Genomic DNA, 24,031 nt, shown 5'->3' with positions numbered 1-24,031 from the left:
CGAAGGTAGGTCCCGCAGGTTAAGCGATGGGCGGCCAAAGGTGAACAGGAGATTAACGACGGCGGCATATTGGCTTACAACTGCGGCGTCACCATTGCGCGCGTCACACTTTCGGTCTTAGGTGCCGGGCCGGCAAATAGACTGGAGGGCATGGCCGCAGGAGCAGGACTCTCAGCAAGCAGGCGTTTCCTGCGCGGACGCATCCGCACCGGCCTGGTCCGGAGCCGGAACTCACTGGTCCCCGCCGTCCAGATGACCGCGTGCGCGGTGGGGGCGTACGCCTTCGCCGAGTATGTCCTGGGGCACTCCGGACCCCTCTTTGCGGCCACATCGTCACTGATCGCGTTGGGCTTCTCACGTGACCCGCGGCTGCGCCGCGTGATGGAGGTGGGCCTCGGCTGCACCATCGGGATCGCCGTCGGTGATCTGCTGCTGCACTGGCTGGGCAGCGGAATCTGGCAGGCCGCCGTCGTACTTCTGTTCTCCATCCTGCTGGCCCGTTTCCTGGACAGCGGTAACATCTTCACCACGCAACTGGGGCTGCAATCCTTGCTGGTGGTGCTGCTGCCGGCGCCGGACGGCGGGCCTTTCACGCGCAGCCTGGACGCCGTGGTGGGTGGCCTTTTCGCCCTCCTGGTGACCATCCTGATTCCGAAGGATCCGCGCCGGGAGCCCCGAAAGGATGTCCGGAAGCTGCTCCACGAACTGGCCGAAGTGCTTCGGGAATGCGCCACCGCCCTGACCGAAAGCGACTCCACGCAAGCCTGGCACGCGCTGATCCGCGGCAGGAACTGCCAGCCGCTCGTGGACGCGATGCGCCATTCCCTGCGCGCTTCCGGTGAAGTGGCCACCCTCGCACCGGCCCACCGCCGGCACCGCGACGAGCTGGACCGGCTTGAGAATTCCCTTGACTTCATCGACCTTGCGCTCAGGAACAGCCGCGTCTTCGCACGCCGGCTGACCAGCGCCATCAACCACGCCGCGCTTTCAGACAACGCCACCGCGAACATGGCCGACGTGCTCCAGGAAACCGCGGCCGCGATTGATGAACTGTCGCTCGGCCTGGCGGAAACGCACGACGGCGTGCGCCGCGCCCATCTTCGGACGGCCCGGCAGGACTTCAGCGAGATCGCGCTGCGGCTGCACCCCAAATTGCTGGAGGTCGAGCGGCTGGAGGGTGAGACTGTGGTGATGCTGTTCCGGCCGCTCATGGTGGACCTCCTGGAGGCCACCGGCATGGATTCGCGCGAGGCCCGGGACGTGCTGCCGGGGTTGTAGCGATGTCGCCCAAATGGCACTTCGCGCCACCCAGTGGTGCTGCCCTCCGAATAAGTCACCCCCCGCGCTGCCTGCTGCCCTTTCTCGGGCCAATACTGTCGGTGCCCGCCAGTAGGGTGGAACCCATGGCAACAAAGACTTCCCGGGCGTCCAAGGCGCCGGCTTATAAGTGCGCCGAATGCGGTTGGACCACGGTCAAGTGGGTGGGGCGCTGCGGCGAGTGCCAGGCGTGGGGCACGGTTGAGGAAACCGGCGCCGCCGTAGCGCGTACGACGGCGGCAACCACAGTTCTGGAGCCGGCCCGCCGGATTGCCGAGGTGGATGCCACTACGGCGGCTTTCCTGCCCACCGGAGTGGACGAGCTGGACCGGGTGCTGGGCGGCGGCCTGGTTCCGGGCGCGGTCATCCTGCTGGCCGGGGAGCCTGGCGTGGGCAAGTCCACGCTGCTCCTGGACGTCGCGGCCAAGTTTGCCCGCACTGCCCAGGATGTCCTGTATGTCACGGGCGAGGAATCCGCTGCACAGGTGAAGCTGCGCGCCGAACGGATCGACGCCGTCGCCGATTCCCTGTACCTGTCCGCCGAAACGGACCTGGGGCAGGCGCTGGGGCAGGTCGAGAAGATCGAGCCGCGGCTGCTGATTGTGGACTCGGTCCAGACCCTCAGCAGCGCAGACGTGGACGGCAGCGCCGGCGGCGTCTCGCAGGTACGTGAGGTTGCGGCGTCCATCATCGCGGCGGCCAAGCGCCGGAACATGACCACGTTGCTGGTGGGGCACGTGACGAAGGACGGGTCAATCGCGGGGCCGCGGCTGCTCGAACACCTGGTGGATGTGGTCTGCCAGTTCGAAGGCGAGCGTCACTCCCGGCTCCGGATGCTGCGCGCGGTGAAGAACCGGTATGGGCCCACGGACGACGTCGGCTGTTTTGACCTGAATGAGAACGGCATCGAAGGGCTGACGGACCCCAGCGGGCTGTTCGTCAGCCGCACCAAGGAACCTGTTTCAGGCACCTGCATCACGGTGACCATGGAAGGGCGGCGGCCGCTGCTGGCCGAGGTGCAGTCGCTGCTTGCCGAGAGCGCCAACTCGCAGCCCCGGCGGGCCACCAGCGGCCTGGACGGTTCACGGGTGTCCATGCTCCTGGCGGTGCTGCAGCAGCGTGCCGGCTGCCTACTGCACAAGGACGATTCCTACGTGGCTACCGTGGGCGGTGTGAAGCTCAGTGAACCGGCCACTGACCTCGCTGTTGCCCTTGCCGTCGCATCCGCGAAGGCACGCAAACCCCTGCCCATCCGGCTGATCGCATTCGGCGAAGTGGGCCTGGCCGGCGAGGTCCGGCCCGTGCCCGGCATCAACCAGCGCATCCAGGAAGCACACCGTCTGGGCTTCACCCACGCCGTGGTCCCGGCCAGCCACAACGGACCCGGACCCGTGCCACCAGGCTTCTCCGTCCGGGAAGTGGAGCACCTTACGGAGGCGTTGAGCCTGCTGATCGGGTAGGGCAGCTAGGCTTTCACAACGACCTTCAGGCAGCCGGAGGGTCATCACAGCTGTGTCTGGGGGACAGACTGATGCATCAAACGCAAGGAAATGGCTCGACGCCGGACCAGGAACCGCCAAACGACGGTCTTCTCGCAGGGAGGATCGACGCGCTATTCGCGGGCCTTGGCGCCCGCGGGCGGGTGGTGTTGAGCCACCTGCCGCTGACCGTGACGGTGGTCCTCATCGTGGCGGCCGCTGCGTTGTTCAGCCCTGAAACCCTCGTGGATGAGCGTTTCAGGCTGGCGCTGCTGGGCCATTCGGTCATCTTCGTTACGTGTGTGGCTGTCCCATGGGGCAGGCTGCCGGCCCCCGTGTTGAGTGTGGTTCCGGTCCTGGATTGCCTTGCCATTGGCTTTACGAGGGAAGCTGGCGGGCCAAGCTTCAATGTCTTGAGCCTGATGCTTGTCTTCCCCGTGATCTGGCTGTCCGTGGGCCGCCAGCGCAGCAGGGTGCTCCTCGCTGTGCTGGGGGTCGTGCTCAGTACCGTCATCCCGGCCGCGGCCCTGGGCTCCCCGCCCACCGAGGGGTCGATGATCCGGACCATCTTCCTGCCGTTGGTGATGGCCGCAATTGCCGTCTCCGCGCATATCGTCTCAGGAACACTCCACCGGCAGCGGAAAGCGCTGCTGCGGAAAGACCAGGCCCTGGCGGAAACGCTTGCTGAGAGTGTGGACCGCCAGCGGCTCCTGGACGCCGTGCTTGCGGCGGTGGGAGTGGGCGTCTGGGTGGTAGACAAGGACGGAAACAATGTCCTGATCAACCGGGCCATGCGCGATGATCCGACGTTGGCCCGACTGACCGAAGCGGAGAGCACTACCACGTTGCTGCTCAGCGACCGGGCGACGCCGGTGCCTTCCGGCGGGCTCCCCGCTGCCCGCGTTGCCCGGGGCGATGTGTTCACGGACGAGCTGATCTGGGCAGGCGATGAAAAGGACCAGCGCGCCTTTTCCGTCAGCGCGCACGAAATTTGCTCCAGGGACGGAGCGCGCAGCGGCGGTGTCATAACGTTGGTGGACGTGACAGCCCTGATCACAGCGCTCGCCGCGAAGGACGACTTCGTTGGCACCGTCTCCCACGAGCTGCGAACGCCCCTGACGTCCATCCTCGGCTACCTCGAACTCGTTCTGGAGGAACCCGGGCATGAAGGGATCGAAGCCGAACTGCAGGTGGTATACCGGAACGCGACGCATCTGTTGGGCCTGGTGAACGATCTGATCGCGGTGGCCTCTGAACGTGTGGACCTTTCGCTGCAGGAGGCCGACCTCGCACGGCTCCTCGCCGACGTCGTCGATTTCACGCTCCCCCAGGCCGCCAACAGGGGCCTTGAACTGGTCCTCGAGGCGGAGCCGTCGCTCACCGCCCGGATGGACATCCCGCGGATCCGCCAGGTGGTCACCAACCTGCTCTCCAACGCGATCAAATACTCTCCCGACGGCGGCCGCATCACCGCCCGGGCGCACCGCACCGGCACGGACCTCGTCTGCTCGATCACCGATCCCGGCGTCGGCATGAGCACGGAAGACCAGGAGCAGGCGTTCACCAAATTTTTCCGCTCCGCGCGGTCCCGCGAAACGGCCATCCCCGGGGCGGGCCTGGGGCTCCCCGTCAGCAAGACCATCGTCGAGGGCCACGGCGGTTCGATGAGCCTCACCAGCGCTCCGGGCGCAGGTACCACGGCGACATTCGTCCTGCCGGCGTCCTGAGCGACAGTTCTCAGGGCTGGACCACTGCGCCTGCCGGTTGGAAGTTGAGGAGTACTTTTCCTGATGCGGCGGAGTTTTTGGCGGTTTCGAAGGCTTCCAGTCCTTGGTGGAGGGGGTATTCATGGGTGATGACGGGGCCGATGTTCAGGGTGCGGTCGGCGAGGGCGGTGATGACGTCGTCGATCTCGTTGTTGAAACGGAAGGATCCGCGCAGGTCCAGTTCCCGGGTGATGGCCAGGGAGATCAGGACCGGCTGGGGTCCGGTGGGCAGCAGCCCGACCATGACCACGGTCCCGCCGCGCCCCGCGCCCTGAATGGCCGAGGCCAGGCCGTGGTGGCTGCCCGAGGACTCGATGACCACGTCCGCCTGGATAGCGGCGATCGCGTCCGTGTCGACGGCCTGCAGGGTCTGATCCGCGCCGACGGCGGTAGCGATCTCCAACGGTTTGGCATGGACGTCGACGGCGGTGATCCGGGCGGCACCGGCACGTTTGAGGACCGCGACGGCCAGGGCGCCGATCGGGCCGCAGCCGATCACCAGCACGCTCTTGCCGGCCACGTCCCCGGCACGGGCGACGGCGTGCCAGGCCACGGCGGCGGGTTCGATCAGTGCCGCGGTCCGCAGATCCACCCCGGCCGGGAGCGCCCGCAGCATCCTCGCGGGCAGGTTCACGTACCGGACAAGCGGGGCGCCATCCGCTTCCGGTCGAGCCGGATCCGGGCTCTCGGGGCAAGCCTCAACCAACTGGTGGCGCAGGCCCTCCGGGACGGTACTCCCGTCGCGGACCTGGCCCGGATCACCCACCTGTCCACCCTGGCGGTGCGGCGGACCGGCCGCGCCTTCGACGATCTGCAGCCGTCAGGGCTGGCGGCGGCCGAGCACCTCAGTGCGATCTCACACCTGCTGCGGGAACTGACCGCCTTGGGGGACTCGAAGGCAGCAGTCGAAACGGAGCGCCTGCACCTGCTTGCCGAGGTCAGCAAGCAGCAGATTCTGGACGAATTTCAGCTGGCATCCCTGACGGGGCTCAGGCCTGAACAGATCAAAAAAATGACCCGCGGTGTCGCGGCGCAGCCCCGCAGGAATTACGTGGACCACCGCGCCAACGGCTGACCGGTTAGCCGGCCGTGATCACCAAGGCAACACTGTGTCCGCCGAAGCCAAAAGCGTTCACCAGGCCGGCGGGGGCGGAGCCGGCCGCCAGCGTGTGGGCATTTTCAGTGACGATGTTCAGGTTCACTTCGGGGTCCAGCGCCTCGACGTTCGCGGTTCCGGGGAGCTGTCCGGTTTGCAGGGCCTGGACCACCACAACCGCCGCGAGCGCACCGGCGCCGCCCAGGAGGTGGCCGGTGTGGCCCTTGGTGGAGGTCACGGGCACGTCGGCACCGAAAATGGCGTTGATGGCCTGGGCTTCAAGCCGGTCCCCTACCGGGGTGGAGGTGGCGTGCGCATGGACGAAGCCGATCTCCGAAGCCTGCATTCCGGCCGACTCGAGGGCCTTTTGCATGACCCGCCGCTGCATGGCCGGGTCCGCCGCCACGATGTCGTTTGCGTCGGAGGTTACCGCCCCGCCGGCCACTGCGCCGAGGATGGCGGCGCCGCGCGCCAGGGCGTGGGCTTCACTCTCAAGCACCACAATGCCGGCGCCTTCCGCGAGGACAAAGCCGTCGCGGCCGCCGTCGAACGGGCGCGACGCGAGCTGGGGTTCGCCGTTGCGCGTGGAGAGTGCCCGGATCTGGGAGAAACCGGTGATCACCAGGTCGTTGACGGAAGCGTCCACGCCGCCGGCAATCACGACGTCGGCCGCGCCGGAGCGGATCATTTCGGCGCCCTGGACAATTGCTTCCGCGCCGGACGCGCAGGCGCTGACCGGGGTCCGGGCTCCGCCGCGGGCGCCGAGGTCAATGGAGACCCAGGCCGCGGGGCCGTTGACCATAAGGCGGGTGAGGGTGTGCGGCGAGACCCGGCGCGGGCCGCCGCTGGCGAGCGCACGGTCCTGTTCGAGGGTGGAGCCCAGGCCGCCATAGGCGGAGCCGATCACCACGGCGAACCGTTCGGGATCGACGTCGGGCGCCCCGGCCTGCTGCCAGGCCTCGCGGGCAGCCACCAGCGCAAGTTGCCCGCACCGGTCCATCCGCTTCAGCTCGCGCGTGGTGAGGTGCTCCGAGAGATCGGCCGTGACCTGTCCGGCGATGCGCACGGGCAGTCGTTCCGCCCAGTCCTCGTCCAGTGCGGTGATGCCGGACTGTCCCGCCAGCAGGCCGGTCCAGGTTTCCGCCACAGAGGAGCCGAGCGGGTTGATGGTGCCGGCGCCGGTGATCAGCGCGCGGGGTTGGTCTACAGGCATTGGTCGCTACTTTGCGGGGTTGTGGGTGCCGATGGGCACGAGGGTCAGATCGGGGTGGTTCTTCTCGATCCGGCGCAGGGCCCAGACGTCGTTGAACAAGGCGAGGTATTCGCCGTCGGACCTCAACAGCACCTCGGCGCCGGGCACGTTGGCCAACGCGGGCATGGCGTCCGCCGTCGAAATCCTGGCGATGGAGTACGGCAGGCGTTCGAGCCGCATGGGGGCGCTGAAGTCATGCGCCATGCGGTCCTCCACCACCTCGAACTGCATGGGGCCGACGGCGGCAAGCACCGGCGCCTGGTCGCCGCGGACGTCGGAGCGGAGCACCTGGATGACGCCCTCGTGCTCGAGCTGCTCGATGCCGCGGCGGAACTGCTTGAACTTGCTGGGGTCCTTGGACCGGGCCACCTGGAAGTGTTCAGGGGCGAACAGCGGGATTGCCGGGTACTCCACCGCGCCTTCGAGGAAGAGGCTGTCGCCCACGCGAAGTGTGGAGGCGTTCACCAGGCCCACGACGTCGCCGGGGTAGGCCTCGTCGATGACCTCGCGTTCGCGGCCGAACACCTGCTGGGCGTACTTGGTGGCGAAGGACTTTCCGGTGCGGGTCTGGGTGACCACCATGCCGCGTTCAAAGACTCCGGAACAGACGCGGATGAAGGCGACGTGGTCGCGGTGGGCCTTGTTCATGCCGGCCTGGACCTTGAAGACAAAGCCGGAGAAGGACGATTCAACGGGGCGCGGGCTGCCCTCAACGTCGGGGCGGGGTGCGGCGTGCGGCGCGAAGTCAACCAGGGCGTCCAGCAGTTCCTTCACGCCGAAGTTCAGGGCGGCGGAACTGAAGAGGATGGGGGTGGCGGTGCCTGCGTGGAAGGCTTCGACGTCGAATTCGAGGTTGGATTCGATGACCAGCCCGGCTTCGTCCACGGCGTCGGTCCAGTTGCTGCCCTGCGTCTCCTCGGCCTCTTCCGGCGTGAAGTACTCGGTCAGCGCGATGTTGGCGCCGGAATTGTTGCGCTGGAAGCGGGCGAAGCGGTCCTGGCGGAGGTCCCAGACACCGCGGAAGTCACCGGAGATGCCCACGGCCCAGGTCAGCGGCATCGGCTGCAGGCCCGTGCGCTCGGTGAGCTCGTCCATCAGCGCCAGGGCGTCCAGGCCGGGCCGGTCCCACTTGTTGATCACGGTGATGATGGGCAGGTTGCGCGCCTTGCAGACCTCGAACAGCTTCATGGTCTGCGTTTCCAGGCCCTTGGCGGCGTCCACGAGCATCACTGCGCAGTCGACGGCGGCCAGGACCCGGTAGGTGTCCTCGGAGAAGTCCGCGTGGCCGGGGGTATCCAGCAGGTTGATGACGGTGTCCCGGTAGGAGAACTGCAGCGCGGCGGAGCTGATGGAGATGCCGCGGTCCTTCTCCATCTGCATCCAGTCCGAGACCGTTTCCTTGCGGTTGGCCTTGCCGCTGGAGGCCCCGGCGGTGCCGATCACCTTCGCGTGCAGTGCCAGCGCCTCGGTGAGGGTGGACTTGCCGGCGTCGGGGTGCGAAATGACAGCAAAGGTCCGACGCCGGGCCGCCTGTTTGTGAATCTCGTTGACCCGGGCGGGGCTAAGGACATCTTGGGACACGGTGCTACTTTCGCTGCGGTGGGGTTACCCCAAGGCGCTCGGCAGGCCTCAAGGGGAAGCATGGCTCTGTGACAGCCAAGTTCCAAGTTTATCGCAGCGGGGGGCCCGCACCGAAGGTGGCAGCTTATCGTCCCCGAAACCAGCACTTCAAGACTGCGGACATCGCCTTTTTTCGCTTCTCGGGGCGCCTGGGTCTCGCCCGTATTGGAACTTGCTTTGCGCAGGATCCGGGAGCACCTTCTGACTCGTCATTCACTGGCTCCCACGTCGGAGTCCCGCTTGGGGAGCTTTTGCGGGGACAGGATGTAGCGGCGTTCCAGCCGGCCCGCCGAGTTGCGGACCTTGGTCTCGGACGTCGGAATCCAACCGGCTCTTTCGTAGGAGGAGATTGCTCTCTTGTTGTCGGCGATAACCCAGAGCTCCATAGGAGTCTGTGCCTCCACCGAGTGGTGTCGGAGGTGGTCAAGGAGTTGCCGCGCAAGACCCTTGCCCCAAGCTTCCGGGTCAACTGCGAGGTAGAGCACTTCCAAGACATCCGCATGAGGGACGACGATCGAGAACGCCATCGCGCGATCGCCTATTCGCATCATCAGTAGTGACGCCCCGTCCAAGGCAAGCGCCGATTCAATACCCGGCAGCTTGTCGTCGAGCGGTGGAATGACGGGGAGCTGATCCCTCAGAGCGGTAGCACGAGCCCAGATTCCGGCCGCGTCCCGGGCGGGGGCACTTCCCTGCTCCGCACGAACGTCTGGAAGTCGTGATGAGTTCATCCGTCGATCCTGACACGACATGGAGGAAGGACATTTCAGCAGGCATTGAGTCAGCCGGCGGAAGTGACGATATAGCGTCCATAGGCCGCGCCATACTGGATCTATGCAGGCGACGACGGTGTTGGTCGAGGGCGAGAGTGACCGGATGGCGGTCGAGGCACTGGCCCTTCGCCTTGGCCATGATCTGACAGCCGAGCGTGTGACGGTCGTGCCGATGGGAGGCGCCACCAGCATCGTCCATTTCCTCGACCGTTACGGCCCGGACGGCGCAGGCCACCGGTTGCTCGGCCTGTGTGATGCCGGCGAGTCCCGTGTCGTCGCCCGTGCGCTCGCCCGGGCAGGCGTCGGGACCGGTTCGCTGGACGAGCTTGGGTTCCAGGTCTGTCACGCCGACCTGGAGGACGAACTCATCCGCTGCCTTGGTGTCGATGGTGTGCTCGACGTCATCGCGGCCCAAGGCGAGCTCGCGTCGTTCCGGATCCTCCAGCGCCAGCCGTCACAGCGAGAGCGGCCGATTACGGCGCAGTTGCGCCGCTTCTTCGGGGGACGCAGCGGCAACAAGCTCCGGTACGCGCAACTGCTCGTCGACGCCTTGCCGGCAGGGCAGGCACCTCCGCCGCTCGCCCGCCTCGTTTCATCCTTCTGATGTGACCACCCCGTCCGGCGGGCTGTTTCTGTGAAAGGCCACAAAATGCTCATCGGACAGCCGCCGTCGTACGCGTTCCCGAGGCACTTCGCGGCACCCATTAAAGGGGCACTTTGGGGCTTGTCCGTGCGGTTGTTGCCGCTTCTTACCTCTATCATTGAGCATGCGGGAAACTGAGTACTTTTGATCCTGCCGGCTGAGTGTAAAACCGGCATACCTGCGGGCGGCAGTCTGCACCTTGGAAGGGAACACCTATGGCTCGGAGCCCCGAAGAATCGCTCAAGGCGACTCTGGGCAGAGTGGCTCCAGGCACGCCGCTGCGCGATGGCCTGGAACGCATCCTCCGGGGGCGGACCGGTGCGCTGATTGTGCTGGGCTCGGACCGAACCATCGATTCTATCTGCTCCGGCGGGTTCGACATCGGCATCGACTTCTCCCCCACAAGGCTCCGTGAACTGGCCAAGATGGACGGCGCCATCATCTGCGACAAGGACGCCGGCAACATTCTGCGCGCCGCGGTCCAGCTGGTCCCGGACTCAAGCATCGAAACCCAGGAATCCGGCACGCGGCACCGCACGGCAGAACGTGTGGCCATCCAGACCGGCGTTCCCGTGATTTCCGTCAGCCAGTCCATGCAGATCATCGCCCTCTACGTGAACGGGCTCCGGCACGTGCTGGAAGGATCCGAGAAGGTCCTGGCCCGCGCCAACCAGGCCCTCGCCACGCTGGAGCGGTACCGTTCGCGGCTGGACCAGGTGACCAGTTCCCTGTCCGCCCTGGAGATCGAGGCCATGGTGACCGTCCGCGACGTCGCGGTCACCCTGCAGCGCCAGGAAATGGTCCGCCGGATCTCCGAGGAAATCTCGCAGTACGTCCTGGAACTTGGCGAGGACGGGCGCCTGCTTTCCCTCCAGCTCGATGAGCTGACAGTGGGCCGCGGTCCCGGCAGCGACGTCATCATCCGCGACTACGCCGGACCGGACGCGTCCGCGGAGGACATCGAACGGGCCGTCAGCGCGCTGGTGAACCTCGGCCCCACGGAGCTGATCGACCTGGGCAAGATCTCAGGGATCGTCGGTTTTGCCGGCGGCGAGGCCAACCTCGACGCCGTGGTTCAGCCCCGCGGCTACCGGCTGCTGTCCGGCCTCAAGGCGGTCCCCAAGGCTGTTGCCGACCGCCTGGTGGACCACTTCGGCGGCCTGCAGTTCCTGATGGCGGCCACCATCGACGACCTCATGACCGTCGACGGCATCGGCGACCAGCGCGCCCGGACCGTCCGCGAAGGCCTGAGCCGGATGGCCGAAGCCAGCCTGCTGGACCGCTTCCTCTAATCCCCCCACCGATAATCCACATCGTTGCTCCACACGGGCCCTTTAGCGCCCCCAATAGGGCCTTGTTGGAGCAATGGATGAGCGTCAGCTGAGCTGGAACACTGCCTTGGGGCTGGCCCTCGAGCCGAGCTTTGCCGTGAAAATGTAGTATGCCCCGCCTGCTCCTGGCTTGGCCTCGATGAGGCTGCAGCCTTCCAGCGTGCGGTTCCGGCTCCACGGGAAGTTCGCCGTTTCGCTGGCGCCCGGGGCAATCGTCTTTACGAGGTCTTCGCTTTCGGCCTGGCAGTCCCTGGACGAGAAGATCCTGTCCGCGCCGCTGGTCACCAGGAACTCCATCTGGGACGTCCCGATGTTCACCTCGCAGGGCATGGTTCCGCCGTTGGTCACCTTCAGGGTGAGCAGCGGGTTCTCCTCGGGGCCGTAGGCGGCTTTGTCGGTCGACGCGGACACCGTCACCAGGTTTTGGTTGCAGGAAGGCGTTGGAGTGGGGGTGGGTTCGCTGCCCGCAGTTTCCGACGGCGAGGGGGCGGGGACGGCGGCGGATTCGCTGGCGCCGTCGGTGGAGGATGCCTGCTTGGTGCCGCTGAAGGCGCCTGCCACCGCAAAGCCACCGAACGTGAGCGCCACCGCCATCAGCAGAGCGGTTCCCACAAACAGCCGGCGGCGGCGGTACACGGCTGCGCTCGGCTGCCGGGTGGCGCCGGAAATGCCCCGGGAACCGGATGCGGATGCCGTCTTGCGCGGTGATGAATTGCCTTGCCTGCCCATCCTTCTAGGCTAGAGAACCCACCGGATTCTGCCGTTCCACCACGCCGGTCCCCCGGCCAACGCTAGGTCACAGTTTGTCCGCGGCATCTTCGCTCGGGCTCCCGGGAATCCACTACAGTGTTGGGATCGACGCTACAACCCTTTCCCCAGCCATGCGCGCGGACCGCGCCCCCGTTACGGCCCCGTTCGGCACGGATGACCTCCGCCCCGACCAGCTCGCCGCGCTGCACCGCCGGATCACCGGCTGGTTCGCTGAGACGGCGAGGGACTTGCCCTGGCGCGAACGTCACTGCTCACCGTGGGGAGTCCTGGTCAGCGAGATCATGCTGCAGCAGACCCCTGTGGTGCGGGTGCTGCCTGTCTGGCGGGAATGGCTTGAGCGCTGGCCCACCCCCGCCGCCCTCGCCGGCGAGCCTGCAGGGGAAGCCGTCCGCTCCTGGGGCAGGCTCGGCTACCCCCGCCGGGCACTCCGCCTGCACGCAGCCGCCGCTGCCATCGTCAGCGACCACGGCGGGAGGGTCCCCGGCAACTACACGGAGCTGCTGGCCCTGCCCGGGGTGGGCGGCTACACGGCCGCGGCCGTTGCCGCCTTTGCCTTCGGACGCCGGGAGACTGTGGTGGACACGAACATCCGGCGTGTGCACGCCCGCCTGGTATCCGGTGTCGCGCTCCCCTCACCATCGCTGAACGCTGCGGAGATGCGGCTCGCGGCGGAACTGCTGCCGAACGACGTCGGGACCTCCGTGCACTGGAATGCTGCGGTTATGGAACTGGGGGCGCTGGTGTGCACGGCGCGGGCGCCCAAGTGCGCGGACTGCCCGGTGCGGGACGCCTGTGCGTGGCTGGCAGCCGGCGAGCCGCCGCCGTCGTACGTTCCCAAAGGACAGGCGTGGCACGGAACTGACCGGCAGGTCCGGGGTGCCGTGATGGCTGTACTGCGGCTTGCGGACGCACCGGTGCCGGCGGAAATGTTCCACCGGGAGCCTGCTGACTTGGGCTTCGCGGCGGACGGAATCGGCGTGCCGCTGTCCGCGCTGCACCGCCTGAACTCCGCGCCGGAACAGCTCGAACGTGCCATTGCCGGCCTCCTCGGCGACGGGCTGGCCGAGCTGCACCAGGGTGGTTACCGGCTGCCAGCCTGAGGCCCCTTTAGGGTGGCCCGCGCACGGATGGCATACTTTCTGGTGACTCAAACCGGGGGAAATTCATGAGAATCGTGCTGTACGTCATCTGGGCGCTGTTTGTTGCGGGCGTCATTTTTGCACTGGTCCGTGCACTGCAGAAAACCAAGCGGCAGGAAAAACTGATCGCCGGCTGGCCAAAGGTCCAGGCGACCGTCACCGGCAACGTGGCGGGCTGGACACATGGCGGAGGCGGCTCAACGCGGAGCCGGCGCTTCTACCCCACCTACCAGTTCACCGACCCCAACGGGACCCTGTATGCGGGCGAATCCGAGGTCTCGTACGCCAACCAGCAGGTACCGGGATCGCCCCTGGAAGTGGCCTACAACCCCGCGAATCCCACCCAGTCGTTCCAGGTGGCGTCCGAATCCAAGATGGTGATCGGGTGCCTGATGCCGGTCTTCGCATTCTTCGCGCTGCTGCTGTTCTGGGCCGCCGGCGCCTTCCCGCTGGGCTGAACCGTGGACTCCCTGAAACTGCTGTTCGTCGTACTGCCCGGGCTTTTCCTTGCTGCGGGCCTGATCCTGATGGGGCTGTCCCTGGCCGCGTCCCTCCGCCGGAAACGTTCCATGGCGGGGTGGCAGAGGGCTTCTGCCACCGTCACGGGAAACCTCCACGGCACGGACGGACCCGCGAGCAACGGCCGGAACCGGTTTGCACCGTCGTATGAATTCGCGGACGCCGGCGGCAAGCGCTGGCTGGGGCAGTCCGATATCTACAGCCAGGACCAGGCGATCATCGGCACCCACATCCCGGTGGTCTACAACCCGGCCAATCCCGCCGCATCCACGCTGCCGGTCTTTGTTGTTGCCAAGGGCCGGATGGCGACGGGTCTCATTATGGTGATCTTCGGCGCAACAGCCATAACAATGTTTGCATCAATTTCCTGGTAGCAGTGCCGGCTTCCGGCTCCGGATTTACGCTGAAGTATGGGCAAGCCCGGTGTACTTCTGGCACTGATGACGACGGCGGTTCTCACCTCCGGTTGCTACTACTACTACCCCGTCCCGCCGCCGTGCCCGATGATTGCCCAGGCGTCAGTGGTCTCGGTGACCGTGGCCCGGGAGTACGTGGCGCACGTGGGATCGTTGCGGCTCAAGGCCTGCCAGGACGGCGTCTGCAAGGAAGCCCCCGTCGAACTTTCTCCCGGCACTGCCTCGATTGACCAGGGCTGCACACCAGACGGCGCCTGCTCCGCCACCGCTTCCCCGGACGGGACCATGATCGGGATGCTGATGCTCGAGTCCCTCACGGAAGCCCCGATGGCGCTGACCGCCACGGGTACTTCTCCCGTCGGATCGGCCCTCCCTGTGCGCACCCTGGATTTCCGGCCCCGCGGCGCCTATCCCTACGGTGAGCATTGCGGGAGGTTCGTCACGGCTTCGGTGATTCTCGACGCCGAGGGACTGCGACAAGCCGTTTGACCGCCCTCGCTGGCGGCAAATAAGCCCCGCCAAACCCGCCCTTGACTTCCACTCAGGACACTTCTACGGTCTGTATTACCAGCATCGGCAACGTTGGATTTAGCACAGGTTCCCCGCCGGAAAGGGGTAAGGATGCCACTTTCAGATAGGGAGCGGAAACAGCTCGAGGAGCTGGAATCTGGCCTGGCCGCAGAGGATCCGAGGCTCGCCGAGGAACTCTCGACCGGCTCCGTGGGCCTCAGGTTTGGGCGCCGTATCTACCTCGGTGCCATCGCATGCCTGCTCGGGCTGGTGTTGCTCATTGCCGGGGTCAGCACGCAGATCATCGCGGTCGGCGTCGGCGGTTTCCTGCTGATGGGAGCCGGCACGTACCTGCTCGTGGACAAGCGGTCCTTTAGTCTGGGCCGCAACAGCCAGGTCAAATAGGCAACTCATGCCACGGCCTACGGCTCGCCGAAGCCTGCCTGCACCAGGCCGCCGACGTAGTTCAGGGCACGCTCGGCGTCGGGCCCCCAAGCTTCGATATGGAGCAAGGATCCCTTGCCTGCCGCCAGGGTCATCAGGGATGTCATTGACGCGCCATCCACCCCGTTGACCGTGACCTTGGCGTTGAGGGACGCCAGACCGCCCGCGATCTTGGCGGCCGGACGGGCGTGCATGCCGGCCTCATTCACCAGTTCGAAGTCTCCGGTGAAGTCCGGCCCTGAACCGGTGACGGACCCTTCAGCCACGGTGCTTTCGGCGAGCACCCGCGAAGCAGCCGCCACTTCCGGGCCCAATCCGTAGACCGCTTCGGCGGCACGTTTGACTGCCTTGACGTCGGCGCCGCCCTGTGCGGCCACGGCAGCAGCCACGAGGCCTTCCACCAGGGGCGCGTCCGCCAGGAGCACACCGGCCGGCTCCTCCACGAGCTCCAGGGCCGATTCCGCCGTCATCACTGCAGATCCCAAGTCCGTCAGGACCACCACGCCATCGCCGCCGGCCGCCTTGTCCAGGGCAGACATGACTTTTTCCAGGCTCGTTCCGATCCTGCCGTCGGCGGTGCCCCCGGCGGCGAGGATGACGACGTCGGGCGCCATCTGGGCGGCAAGCTCCACGGCGCCGTCGGCTATTTTTTCGCTATGGGACACCACCACCAGGCGCACCGTCACGCTGCGGCCCCCACGGCGGCCCGCAGTATAAGAGCGCTGGAGGCGGCCCCCGGATCGCGGTGGCCCGCGCTCCGCTCCCCCAGATAACTGGCGCGGCCCTTGCGGGCGACCAGGGGCTCGGTGGCCACGGCGCCGGCCTCAGCCGCCTCAGCGGCTGCGACCAGAACTCCAAGGACGGTGCCTGCGCCGTCCGCCGCGGCGGCCTGCGCCGCCTCCGCGGCGGGGGTCCAGGCATCAACCATGGTCTTGTCGCCGGACTCGGCCTTGCCCCTGGCCACGATCCCGTCACGGGCAGCCACAAGCGCATCGGCAAGGCGCCCCGGATCAATCTCGGCGGCGTCGCCCAACGCGGTGGAGGCGCGCAGGAACGCGGTTCCGTACAAGGGACCTGCGGCGCCGCCCACCTTGGACATCAAGGTCATCGCAGTCAGTTTCAGGGCGGCACCGGGGGTCTCCGGCCGCGCTTCGGCCAGTTTCTCCAGCACGGCCTGGAAACCGCGGTCCATGTTCTCGCCGTGATCCGAGTCCCCGATCGCACGGTCGAGTTCGATGAGCCACACCCGGTTTTCCGCCATGGCCTGGGCGCAGAGAGTCAGCCATCTGACGGCCCACGTCACGTCCAGCACCACGGTTACACGCCCCAACGCAGGGCTGCAGTGTGCACCGGAGCGTCCCACAGCTGCGTCAGTTCATCGTCGAGCCGGAGCACCGAGATGGAGCAGCCCTGCATTTCCAGGGACGTGATGTAGTTCCCCACCAGCGAGCGTTCGACGGCGGCTCCCCGTTCTGCGATCACCTGGGCAGCGCGGCGGTAGACGATGTACAGCTCGCTCAGGGGGGTTCCGCCCATGCCGTTGACGAACAGCAGTACTTTTTCGCCGCCGGTGATGCCCAGGTCGCTGAGGACCGGGTCCAGCAGGCGGTCGGTGATGCCGTCAGCGTTCTCCATCGGTATTCTGTGCCGGCCGGGCTCGCCATGGATGCCGATGCCGATCTCGATCTCATCATCCGCCAGGTCGAAACTGGGCGTTCCCGCATGCGGTACTGTGCACGCGGTCAGCGCAACCCCCATGGTGCGGACGTTGCTGTTGACGCGGTCACCGATCGCGGCCACGGCATCGAGGCTATCGCCCCGCTCAGCCGCGGCGCCGGCGATTTTCTCCACCAGAACGGTGCCGCCCACTCCGCGGCGGCCTGCCGTATACAGGGAGTCCTCCACCGCGACGTCGTCATTGACCAGGACCGTGCGGATGTCCACACCTTCGGCCTGCGCCAGCTCCGCTGCGGTCTCAAAGTTCAGGACGTCGCCGGTGTAGTTCTTCACGATATGGACGACGCCGGCACCCGAGTTAACGGCGAGCGTCGCCGGAAGAATCTGGTCCGGCGTCGGCGAGGTGAACACCGCCCCCGGCACGGCGGCGTCGAGCATTCCCAGCCCGACAAACCCGGCGTGGAGCGGCTCGTGGCCGCTTCCCCCGCCGGAAACTAGTCCGACCTTCCCTGCCACCGGCGCGTCTTTGCGCGTGACGTACTTCGGATCGGCGGTGACGGTGACCAGTCCCGCGTGGGCCAGACCGAATCCCTCGACGGATTCGTCAACCACGGAACGGGGATCATTGATGAGCTTTTTCATGGCAGAACTCCTGGGGTGTGGGTGCGTCCTGGAGGATGCACTTTGACCCTACTACCGGCGCCTGAAGTCCGGTAGCCTGCGACGATGCGGCGGAAGCGGTAAGGGACAGCCCCCAATGACTGTCCCTTACGGCAGGCCCCACACTGCAACCCTGTCAGTTTATCCATCAATTCGACATAAAGCTATTTATGTCACAGGGTAACTTCTTCCCGCGGTTGCCCGCGGCAGGGTGATTGGGGGTGCCTAGAGGGTCTTGATCATGCGGGTGTTGCCCAGGGTGTTGGGCTTGACCCGCGCCAGGTCCAGGAACTCGGCAACGCCTTCGTCATGGGAACGCAGCAGCTCGGAGTAGACCACCGGGTCCACCGCCGTCTGGTCGGCCATGACCTCGAAGCCGTGGCGCTTGAAAAAATCCACCTCGAACGTGAGGCAGAAGACCCGGGCCACGCCCAGTTCACGGGCCTCGGCCAGCAGGCTTTCAACCAGCACGTGCCCTACACCCTTGCCGCGCCACGCGTCCGATGCGGCCAGTGTGCGGACTTCGGCGAGATCCTCCCACATAACGTGCAGGGCGCCGCAGCCGATGACTTCGCCGTCGTCGGCTTCTGCGATCCGGAACTCCTGGAGGCTCTCGTAATAGGCAACCGTTTCTTTCGCCATCAGGATCCGCTGCTCAGCCAACGGCGCCACAAGGCGCTTGATGGCGGCCACGTCAGTGGTACGTGCAGAACGGATATGGAAGGAGTCAGAATCGGTCACCCCACAATCCTACGGTGGCCGCCACGCTGGGTCGGGCGGCCCGGCTATGTTGGGGGCGCGCCACCGCACAAAGGCCCCGCCTGCTCCTTTTACGGAGCGGGCGGGGCCTTTGCTGTCTTGCCTTAGACGCTGGGGGCGATCTCCGGGATGAGCGGCTTGGCGTTGCCGGCGAACGTGAATTTGGCGTCGTCGCCTTCGCCATCCACGTCCACTACAACGATGTCGCCGGCGTGGAGCTCGCCGAACAGGATCTTTTCGGAGAGCTGGTCCTCGATCTCGCGCTGGATGGTGCGGCGCAGCGGCCGGGCACCCATGGCGGGATCGTAGCCGCGGGTCGCCAGGAGCACCTTGGCAGCGGTGGTGAGCTCGATGCCCATGTCCTTGTCCTTGAGGCGCTTCTCCAGGCGCCCAACGAACATGTCCACGATCTCGATGATCTCGTCCTGGGTGAGCTGCGGGAACACCACAACGTCATCCACACGGTTCAGGAACTCCGGACGGAAGTGCTGCTTGAGCTCTTCCGTCACACGGGCGCGCATCCGGTTGTAGCCGGTCTGCGTGTCTGTGCCGGACTGGAAGCCAGTGGCAACGCTCTTGGAGATGTCCCGGGTGCCCAGGTTTGTGGTCATGATGATCACGGTGTTCTTGAAGTCCACTACGCGGCCCTGGGAGTCGGTCAGGCGGCCGTCTTCCAGGATCTGCAGGAGTGAGTTGAAGAGGTCGGCGTGCGCCTTCTCCACTTCGTCGAACAGGACCACGGAGAACGGACGGCGGCGGACCTTCTCGGTGAGCTGGCCACCTTCTTCGTAGCCGACATAGCCTGGAGGGGCCCCGAAGAGCCGTGAAACAGTGTGCTTCTCCGAGTACTCGGACATATCCAGCGTGATGAGGGCGTCCTCGTCACCGAACAGGAATTCGGCCAGGGCCTTGGCGAGCTCGGTCTTGCCGACGCCGGTGGGGCCGGCGAAGATGAACGAGCCGCCCGGACGCTTGGGGTCCTTCAGGCCTGCACGGGTACGGCGGATTGCCTGGGACAGGGACCTGATGGCCTCGTTCTGGCCCACCACACGCTTGTGCAGTTCGTCTTCCATCTTCAGCAGGCGCGTGGACTCTTCCTCGGTCAGCTTGAAGACCGGGATGCCGGTGGAGTTGGCCAATACCTCGGCGATGAGATCCTCATCCACCTCGGAGATGTCATCCATGCCGCCGGACTTCCAGTGGCGTTCCTTCTCGGAGCGCTCGGTAATGAGTTTCTGCTCCTTGTCCCGAAGCGCAGCGGCGCCTTCGAAGTCCTGCGCGTCGATGGCGGATTCCTTCTCCATCTTCAGCTTGGCGATCCGCTCATCCATGGCCTTCAGCTCCGGCGGAGCGGTCATCCGGCGGATACGCAACCGGGCACCGGCTTCATCGATCAGGTCGATGGCCTTGTCCGGCAGGAAGCGGTCCGAGATGTAGCGCTCGGCGAGGTTCGCGGCCGAGGCGAGGGCGCCGTCGGTGATGGTGACGCGGTGGTGCGCCTCGTAGCGGTCGCGCAGGCCCTTGAGGATCTCGATCGCGTGCGCGACGGAGGGCTCCTTGACCTGGATCGGCTGGAAGCGGCGCTCGAGTGCGGCATCCTTCTCGATGTGCTTGCGGTACTCATCCAGGGTGGTGGCACCGATGGTCTGCAGTTCACCGCGGGCCAGCATGGGCTTCAGGATGGACGCAGCATCGATGGCACCTTCAGCAGCGCCGGCACCCACAAGCGTGTGGATCTCGTCGATGAAGAGGATGATGTCCCCGCGGGTGCGGATTTCCTTGAGGACCTTCTTCAGGCGCTCTTCGAAGTCACCGCGGTACCGGGAGCCGGCCACCAGTGAACCGAGGTCCAGGGTGTACAGCTGCTTGTCCTTGATGGTTTCCGGAACGTCGCCGCGGACAATCGCCTGGGCGAGGCCTTCGACGACGGCGGTCTTGCCGACGCCGGGCTCACCGATCAGGACAGGGTTGTTCTTGGTGCGGCGCGAAAGGACCTGCATAACGCGTTCCATCTCGGACTCGCGTCCGATCACCGGGTCCAGCTTGTTCTCGCGCGCAGCCTGGGTGAGGTTGCGGCCGAACTGGTCCAGGACCACGGAACCGGCGGGAGTGCCTTCGGGCTGGCCCGGACCGACGCCGGCGCCGGTAGTCTCCTTGCCCTGATAGCCGGAGAGGAGCTGGATGACCTGCTGGCGGACGCGGTTAAGGTCTGCGCCGAGCTTGACCAGCACCTGGGCGGCAACGCCTTCACCCTCGCGGATGAGGCCCAGCAGGATGTGCTCCGTGCCGATGTAGTTGTGGCCCAGCTGCAAGGCTTCCCGCAGGGAAAGTTCCAGCACCTTCTTGGCGCGCGGGGTGAAGGGGATGTGGCCGGACGGGGCCTGCTGGCCCTGGCCGATGATCTCCTGTACCTGCTCGCGCACGCCGTCGAGCGAAATGCTCAAGGACTCAAGAGCTTTGGCGGCAACGCCCTCACCTTCATGGATCAGACCCAAGAGGATGTGTTCGGTACCAATGTAATTGTGGTTCAGCATGCGTGCCTCTTCTTGGGCAAGCACAACTACGCGACGGGCACGGTCCGTAAATCGCTCAAACATTTCGCCACACTCCTAGCTACGACGTACTTTGATGCTACGTGGCGGACCCCCACTTGGGGAGCGTGTTCGCCACAGGGGAAACATGACGTGTTCAACCTCCCGTCACCCTGCACCGCTTGGATCAATGCAAGAACCTCAAGCAAGGAGAACGTCATGGAAGTCATCACCCTGCTCATGACCGCCGCGACCGTAGCCCTGGCCGGGATCGGGGGGCTCTATTACTCCTACGCCTGCTCGGTGATGCCGGGGCTGCGCGCCACCGATGATGCGACTTTTGTCAGTGCCATGTCCCGGATCAATACCGCCATCCAGAATCCGGTGTTCGCGCTGAGTTTCGTCGGCGCCTTCCTCTCCTTGGCGGGCTCGGCAGCGTTCTCATGGGCCAACGGGCTTGCCAGCACACTCCCCCTCTCTGTTTCCCTGACCTGCTACACGGCCACGCTGGCCATCACGTTCGCCGCGAACATCCCCTTGAATAACGCACTGGACCTGGCGGCCGCGTCTGGAGATGCCGCGGCCGCCAGAAAATCGTTCGAACGCCGGTGGACCCGGTGGAACATCCACCGCACCTGGCTGTCGCTGGCCGCACTGGTCGCGCTCAGCGTTGCCTGGGCAGCGCTGGGTCAGCCGTGAGACTGCACCAGCGCGCTATTTCCGGAAGTCGAACAGCGCCGTGTGAGTTGTTCCGTCGTTCAGGCTCCCGCCGCCAGGAACCGCGGAACCGCCACCCTGACTGACACGCGGCTCGAGTCCGCGTAGGCACGAGCACCGAGGGGTGCCGCCAATAACAATAGGAGCGCCGCCAGGACTGCGTAAACCGGCCCTTCGCATTTAGGCATGGTTGGTTTGTTTTGCCCGGTAGGGACGGTGGCCGCCGGCGGCGAGTAGGCATCTGATTCTGTAGTTGGGGAAGTTGCGGAAGCCTCGCGCTATTCTGCGGGTGGTCTCGATGACGCCATTGATCGCCTCGGTGGGGCCGTTGGAGGCGCCGAGGGTGTCGAAGTAGGCCAAGATCGCGGCTTTCCATTGTTTGAGTGTCCGGCCGAGGCGGGCGACTTCCGGGATGGGGCAGGTCGGGAACGACGCGATGACCTCGGTGACGAGTTCACGGCCGCGTTCCGGCCTTGCGTGGTAGATGTTGCGGAGCTTCTGGTAGCACTGCCAGGCCAGCGTGACTTCGTGGTCCGGGTCCCCGATGGTGAGTTTCGCATCGAGGCGTGCGGCCTGTTTCTCGCTGAGGTGTTCGGCGCCGATCTGCAGGGTCCTGCGGATCCCGTAGAGCGGATCGCCCTTGCGGCCGCGGTGTCCCAGGGTGTCCTGCTGGACCCGGCGGCGGACCTCATCGACCATGGCCGAACCCAGTTTCACGACGTGGAAGGCATCCAGGACGGTGATGGCTTCGGGCAGTTCGTCACGGATCGCGTTCGCGTAGCCGCGGAACGGATCCAGCGCAGCGGTCTTGATCCCGGCGGTGAACCCGGTGCCGCGGTCTTTGAGCCAGTCGGCGTAGGCCTTGCCGGAGCGTCCCGGCACGAGGTCCAGCAGCCGGGCGTGAACGATGCCGTCCGCGTCGCGGGTGTGATCCACGATCCCGGTGACCATCCCGGTGCCGGGCGGACCAGTGTGGGCCCAGACATGTTCGTCGACGCCGAGCGCATTCACCCCCTTCAGCCGGCCTGTGTCAGCGATCCGCCGTGCGGCCTCGGCCCGGATCCCGTGCCACACGGTGTGCCAGGAGACGCCGAGCTGGTGGGCCAGTGCCGATACCGAGGTGTCGAAATGCTGCAGCGCGTCGGTTGCCCAGTTCACGGCACGGTCGGTAAGTTTCGCCCGGGGCCCGGCCAGCGGGTGCTCCTCGGTGAACGTCGTCCTCGGGCAGTCCGGATCCGGGCAGCGCCAGACACGCTTGGCCCACAGCAGCCGCACCGGCCTGCCGAAACAGGGAATGTCATGGAGCCGAACCTGCCGGCGCCCGTGCCCGACCGCAACGACGCCGCAGTCGGGGCAGCCGGTGACGTCCTCCCCGGTCTCGACGCTCAGAATCAGTCCGCCTGGGGTTGCTGTGACGGAGCTGACGTGTACGCCTTCGACACCGAGCAGCGCATCCGCGCGCGTGCACCAGCGGCCATCAGAACAAGACATAGAGTTATTCATGTCAGGGTCTCTTTTGGTTTTGGTTTGCTTGGTCGCTTCCAATTCAAAGAGGCCCTGACTTCTTTTCCGCTGCACCACGCCGCACCGGAAACTGCCCTACCCCGCGGCGCCAGTCTCAGACCGCCCTAACCACGCTCATCTGCGAAGGGCCCGTAAACCGGCCCGCAAACCGCCACTACCCGCGAATTCCAGACATTCCAGGCTCCCGCCACGCAAAGATTCGAGTGGGCGAATTCGAGCGGGCGTCCCGGACCGAAGGCTCAAACCGAATCGCAGGCTCATCCCAAGAAAATTGCGCGACGATTAGCCCAACGGCGCGCCCGGAGGCCGTTAGTCAGCAAGGATTTTGCGCATACCCAAGCCCGTCTTTGCGCATTCAAAAAAGGCATCAAAAAACCCTGCCCCCACCCGAAGGTGAAGACAGGGCCTAATACGCCGTCGGAGAGGCGTAAGTCAGGAATTTGCCTTTTGGTAGGCTTCCTGGATTTCAGCCTGAATTCGGCCGCGGCTGTTAACCGTGTAGCCGTTATCCCGCGCCCATTGACGGATCTGCGCGGAGTCGTTGGTGCGGGGGCCTACTACCGCTTTGGTGCGGGTGGCTCTGCCGGCCGAGGTCTTGCGCCCGGCGGCAACAAAGCGCTCCAGGGCAGAACGGAGCTCGGCCGCGTTGGCCGAGGACAGATCGATTTCGTAGCTGACCCCATCGAGGCCAAAACGGACATTCTCGTCCGCAGATCCCCCATCCAGATCATCGACGAGGATGATGTTTACTTTCTGTGCCATTAAATATGTCTTCCTCTTGGAAAGGTTCGGTTGTCAGAAAATGAGGATGTTCCTATTAAAAGTATGAACCTCTTAATGGCAACGCGTCAAAGCGTCGGATGGTTCCTGTGGAAATCCACAGGAACCCGCAGAACCTCTTTCGAGCTATTTGTCCGTTTCCGGGTTCTGTTCGTTCAATGGCGCTGCGGAACGCGATTCCGCCTCGGCCTTGGCCCGCGCTTCGGCCTTACGCTCGGACTTATCGGCATTGAAGATGGATTTCATGGCGAACCAGAAAAGCAGGCCAACCACAAGCGAGGGCAGGAGTACGGCTACATATTCCATGA

At 65.8% G+C, this 24,031-nt stretch carries 24 protein-coding genes and 1 pseudogene; 12 read left to right on the top strand and 13 right to left on the bottom strand.

The window, feature by feature from the left end:
• Positions 1–150 precede the first annotated feature (150 nt).
• The 3 genes from NIBR502772_RS03985 (at position 151) to NIBR502772_RS03975 (ending at position 4,522) form a co-directional block, all read left to right on the top strand.
• On the top strand, positions 151–1,278 hold the full coding sequence (locus tag NIBR502772_RS03985) for an aromatic acid exporter family protein (RefSeq protein WP_141139173.1): 1,128 nt from the start codon (positions 151–153) through the stop codon (positions 1,276–1,278).
• 125 nt (positions 1,279–1,403) lie between these two features.
• The gene (gene radA, locus NIBR502772_RS03980) at positions 1,404–2,777 is read left to right on the top strand and encodes a DNA repair protein RadA (RefSeq protein WP_141139172.1); all 1,374 of its coding nucleotides are present in this window, start codon (positions 1,404–1,406) and stop codon (positions 2,775–2,777) included.
• 71 nt (positions 2,778–2,848) lie between these two features.
• Positions 2,849–4,522, top strand: coding sequence for a cell wall metabolism sensor histidine kinase WalK (locus NIBR502772_RS03975; protein ID WP_141139171.1), 1,674 nt, complete (start codon positions 2,849–2,851; stop codon positions 4,520–4,522).
• Between the two features lie 10 nt (positions 4,523–4,532).
• Here the strand turns inward: NIBR502772_RS03975 and NIBR502772_RS03970 are convergent.
• Positions 4,533–5,234: pseudogene (locus tag NIBR502772_RS03970) on the bottom strand (zinc-binding dehydrogenase); the annotation flags it as partial.
• Between the two features lie 36 nt (positions 5,235–5,270).
• Here NIBR502772_RS03970 and NIBR502772_RS03965 point away from each other — a divergent pair.
• Positions 5,271–5,636: a hypothetical protein gene (locus NIBR502772_RS03965; RefSeq protein WP_141139170.1), complete on the top strand. Its 366-nt coding sequence runs from the start codon at positions 5,271–5,273 to the stop codon at positions 5,634–5,636.
• A gap of 4 nt (positions 5,637–5,640) precedes the next feature.
• On the opposite strand, the gene NIBR502772_RS03960 is transcribed toward NIBR502772_RS03965, so the two are convergent.
• The 3 genes from NIBR502772_RS03960 to NIBR502772_RS22310 form a co-directional block, all read right to left on the bottom strand.
• The gene (locus NIBR502772_RS03960) at positions 5,641–6,870 is read right to left on the bottom strand and encodes a beta-ketoacyl synthase (RefSeq protein WP_141139169.1); all 1,230 of its coding nucleotides are present in this window, start codon (positions 6,868–6,870) and stop codon (positions 5,641–5,643) included.
• A gap of 6 nt (positions 6,871–6,876) precedes the next feature.
• Positions 6,877–8,490: a peptide chain release factor 3 gene (locus NIBR502772_RS03955; protein WP_104060136.1), complete on the bottom strand. Its 1,614-nt coding sequence runs from the start codon at positions 8,488–8,490 to the stop codon at positions 6,877–6,879.
• Between the two features lie 248 nt (positions 8,491–8,738).
• Positions 8,739–9,056, bottom strand: coding sequence for an N-acetyltransferase (locus NIBR502772_RS22310; protein WP_168223482.1), 318 nt, complete (start codon positions 9,054–9,056; stop codon positions 8,739–8,741).
• Between the two features lie 307 nt (positions 9,057–9,363).
• On the opposite strand from NIBR502772_RS22310, the gene NIBR502772_RS03945 reads away from it, so the two are divergent.
• Both NIBR502772_RS03945 and disA read left to right on the top strand, forming a co-directional pair.
• Positions 9,364–9,906, top strand: a complete 543-nt coding sequence (locus tag NIBR502772_RS03945; protein ID WP_141139167.1) for a TOPRIM nucleotidyl transferase/hydrolase domain-containing protein — start codon at positions 9,364–9,366, stop codon at positions 9,904–9,906.
• Positions 9,907–10,160: 254 nt separating this feature from the next.
• Positions 10,161–11,237, top strand: a complete 1,077-nt coding sequence (gene disA / locus NIBR502772_RS03940; RefSeq protein WP_104060140.1) for a DNA integrity scanning diadenylate cyclase DisA — start codon at positions 10,161–10,163, stop codon at positions 11,235–11,237.
• A gap of 84 nt (positions 11,238–11,321) precedes the next feature.
• Here disA and NIBR502772_RS03935 read toward each other — a convergent pair whose 3' ends face one another.
• Positions 11,322–12,005: a hypothetical protein gene (locus tag NIBR502772_RS03935; RefSeq protein WP_141139166.1), complete on the bottom strand. Its 684-nt coding sequence runs from the start codon at positions 12,003–12,005 to the stop codon at positions 11,322–11,324.
• A gap of 152 nt (positions 12,006–12,157) precedes the next feature.
• Between NIBR502772_RS03935 and NIBR502772_RS03930 the strand changes: the two genes are divergently transcribed.
• From NIBR502772_RS03930 to NIBR502772_RS03910, 5 genes are all read left to right on the top strand, one after another.
• Positions 12,158–13,147 carry an A/G-specific adenine glycosylase gene (locus NIBR502772_RS03930; protein WP_141139165.1) on the top strand — a complete coding sequence of 330 codons (990 nt, stop codon included), beginning with the start codon at positions 12,158–12,160 and terminating at the stop codon, positions 13,145–13,147.
• Between the two features lie 65 nt (positions 13,148–13,212).
• Positions 13,213–13,644 (top strand): DUF3592 domain-containing protein, encoded by a 432-nt coding sequence (locus tag NIBR502772_RS03925; protein ID WP_141139164.1) that lies wholly within the window; start codon positions 13,213–13,215, stop codon positions 13,642–13,644.
• A gap of 3 nt (positions 13,645–13,647) precedes the next feature.
• Positions 13,648–14,079 (top strand): DUF3592 domain-containing protein, encoded by a 432-nt coding sequence (locus tag NIBR502772_RS03920; RefSeq protein WP_141139163.1) that lies wholly within the window; start codon positions 13,648–13,650, stop codon positions 14,077–14,079.
• Between the two features lie 36 nt (positions 14,080–14,115).
• Positions 14,116–14,610 carry a hypothetical protein gene (locus NIBR502772_RS03915; protein ID WP_141139162.1) on the top strand — a complete coding sequence of 165 codons (495 nt, stop codon included), beginning with the start codon at positions 14,116–14,118 and terminating at the stop codon, positions 14,608–14,610.
• Positions 14,611–14,742: 132 nt separating this feature from the next.
• The gene (locus tag NIBR502772_RS03910) at positions 14,743–15,036 is read left to right on the top strand and encodes a DUF3040 domain-containing protein (RefSeq protein ID WP_141139161.1); all 294 of its coding nucleotides are present in this window, start codon (positions 14,743–14,745) and stop codon (positions 15,034–15,036) included.
• A 17-nt stretch (positions 15,037–15,053) separates the two neighbouring features.
• On the opposite strand, the gene dhaM is transcribed toward NIBR502772_RS03910, so the two are convergent.
• From dhaM to NIBR502772_RS03885, 5 genes are all read right to left on the bottom strand, one after another.
• The gene (gene dhaM, locus NIBR502772_RS03905; protein WP_141139160.1) at positions 15,054–15,761 is read right to left on the bottom strand and encodes a dihydroxyacetone kinase phosphoryl donor subunit DhaM; all 708 of its coding nucleotides are present in this window, start codon (positions 15,759–15,761) and stop codon (positions 15,054–15,056) included.
• Positions 15,758–16,390 carry a dihydroxyacetone kinase subunit DhaL gene (gene dhaL / locus NIBR502772_RS03900; protein WP_104060148.1) on the bottom strand — a complete coding sequence of 211 codons (633 nt, stop codon included), beginning with the start codon at positions 16,388–16,390 and terminating at the stop codon, positions 15,758–15,760. The genes dhaM and dhaL overlap by 4 nt, the downstream gene beginning before the upstream one ends.
• 2 nt (positions 16,391–16,392) lie before the next feature.
• Complete coding sequence (gene dhaK / locus NIBR502772_RS03895) at positions 16,393–17,394, bottom strand: dihydroxyacetone kinase subunit DhaK (protein ID WP_141139159.1); 1,002 nt, start codon at positions 17,392–17,394, stop codon at positions 16,393–16,395.
• 243 nt (positions 17,395–17,637) lie between these two features.
• Positions 17,638–18,153 carry an amino-acid N-acetyltransferase gene (locus tag NIBR502772_RS03890; protein WP_141139158.1) on the bottom strand — a complete coding sequence of 172 codons (516 nt, stop codon included), beginning with the start codon at positions 18,151–18,153 and terminating at the stop codon, positions 17,638–17,640.
• Positions 18,154–18,275: 122 nt separating this feature from the next.
• On the bottom strand, positions 18,276–20,768 hold the full coding sequence (locus NIBR502772_RS03885) for an ATP-dependent Clp protease ATP-binding subunit (protein WP_141139157.1): 2,493 nt from the start codon (positions 20,766–20,768) through the stop codon (positions 18,276–18,278).
• A 153-nt stretch (positions 20,769–20,921) separates the two neighbouring features.
• Between NIBR502772_RS03885 and NIBR502772_RS22305 the strand changes: the two genes are divergently transcribed.
• Complete coding sequence (locus tag NIBR502772_RS22305; RefSeq protein ID WP_168223481.1) at positions 20,922–21,401, top strand: DUF1772 domain-containing protein; 480 nt, start codon at positions 20,922–20,924, stop codon at positions 21,399–21,401.
• A 198-nt stretch (positions 21,402–21,599) separates the two neighbouring features.
• On the opposite strand, the gene NIBR502772_RS03875 is transcribed toward NIBR502772_RS22305, so the two are convergent.
• The 3 genes from NIBR502772_RS03875 to NIBR502772_RS03860 all read right to left on the bottom strand — a co-directional run bounded on the left by NIBR502772_RS03875 (position 21,600) and on the right by NIBR502772_RS03860 (position 24,029).
• Complete coding sequence (locus tag NIBR502772_RS03875; protein ID WP_246848688.1) at positions 21,600–22,910, bottom strand: ISL3 family transposase; 1,311 nt, start codon at positions 22,908–22,910, stop codon at positions 21,600–21,602.
• Positions 22,911–23,375: 465 nt separating this feature from the next.
• Positions 23,376–23,705, bottom strand: coding sequence for an Lsr2 family protein (locus NIBR502772_RS03865; RefSeq protein WP_104060154.1), 330 nt, complete (start codon positions 23,703–23,705; stop codon positions 23,376–23,378).
• A 144-nt stretch (positions 23,706–23,849) separates the two neighbouring features.
• Positions 23,850–24,029 (bottom strand): hypothetical protein, encoded by a 180-nt coding sequence (locus NIBR502772_RS03860; RefSeq protein WP_141139155.1) that lies wholly within the window; start codon positions 24,027–24,029, stop codon positions 23,850–23,852.
• Between the last annotated feature and the right edge of the window lie 2 nt (positions 24,030–24,031).

This window comes from Pseudarthrobacter sp. NIBRBAC000502772 (genome assembly GCF_006517235.1).
Lineage (GTDB): Bacteria > Actinomycetota > Actinomycetes > Actinomycetales > Micrococcaceae > Arthrobacter.
This window is presented reverse-complemented; position numbering and strand designations above follow the sequence as displayed.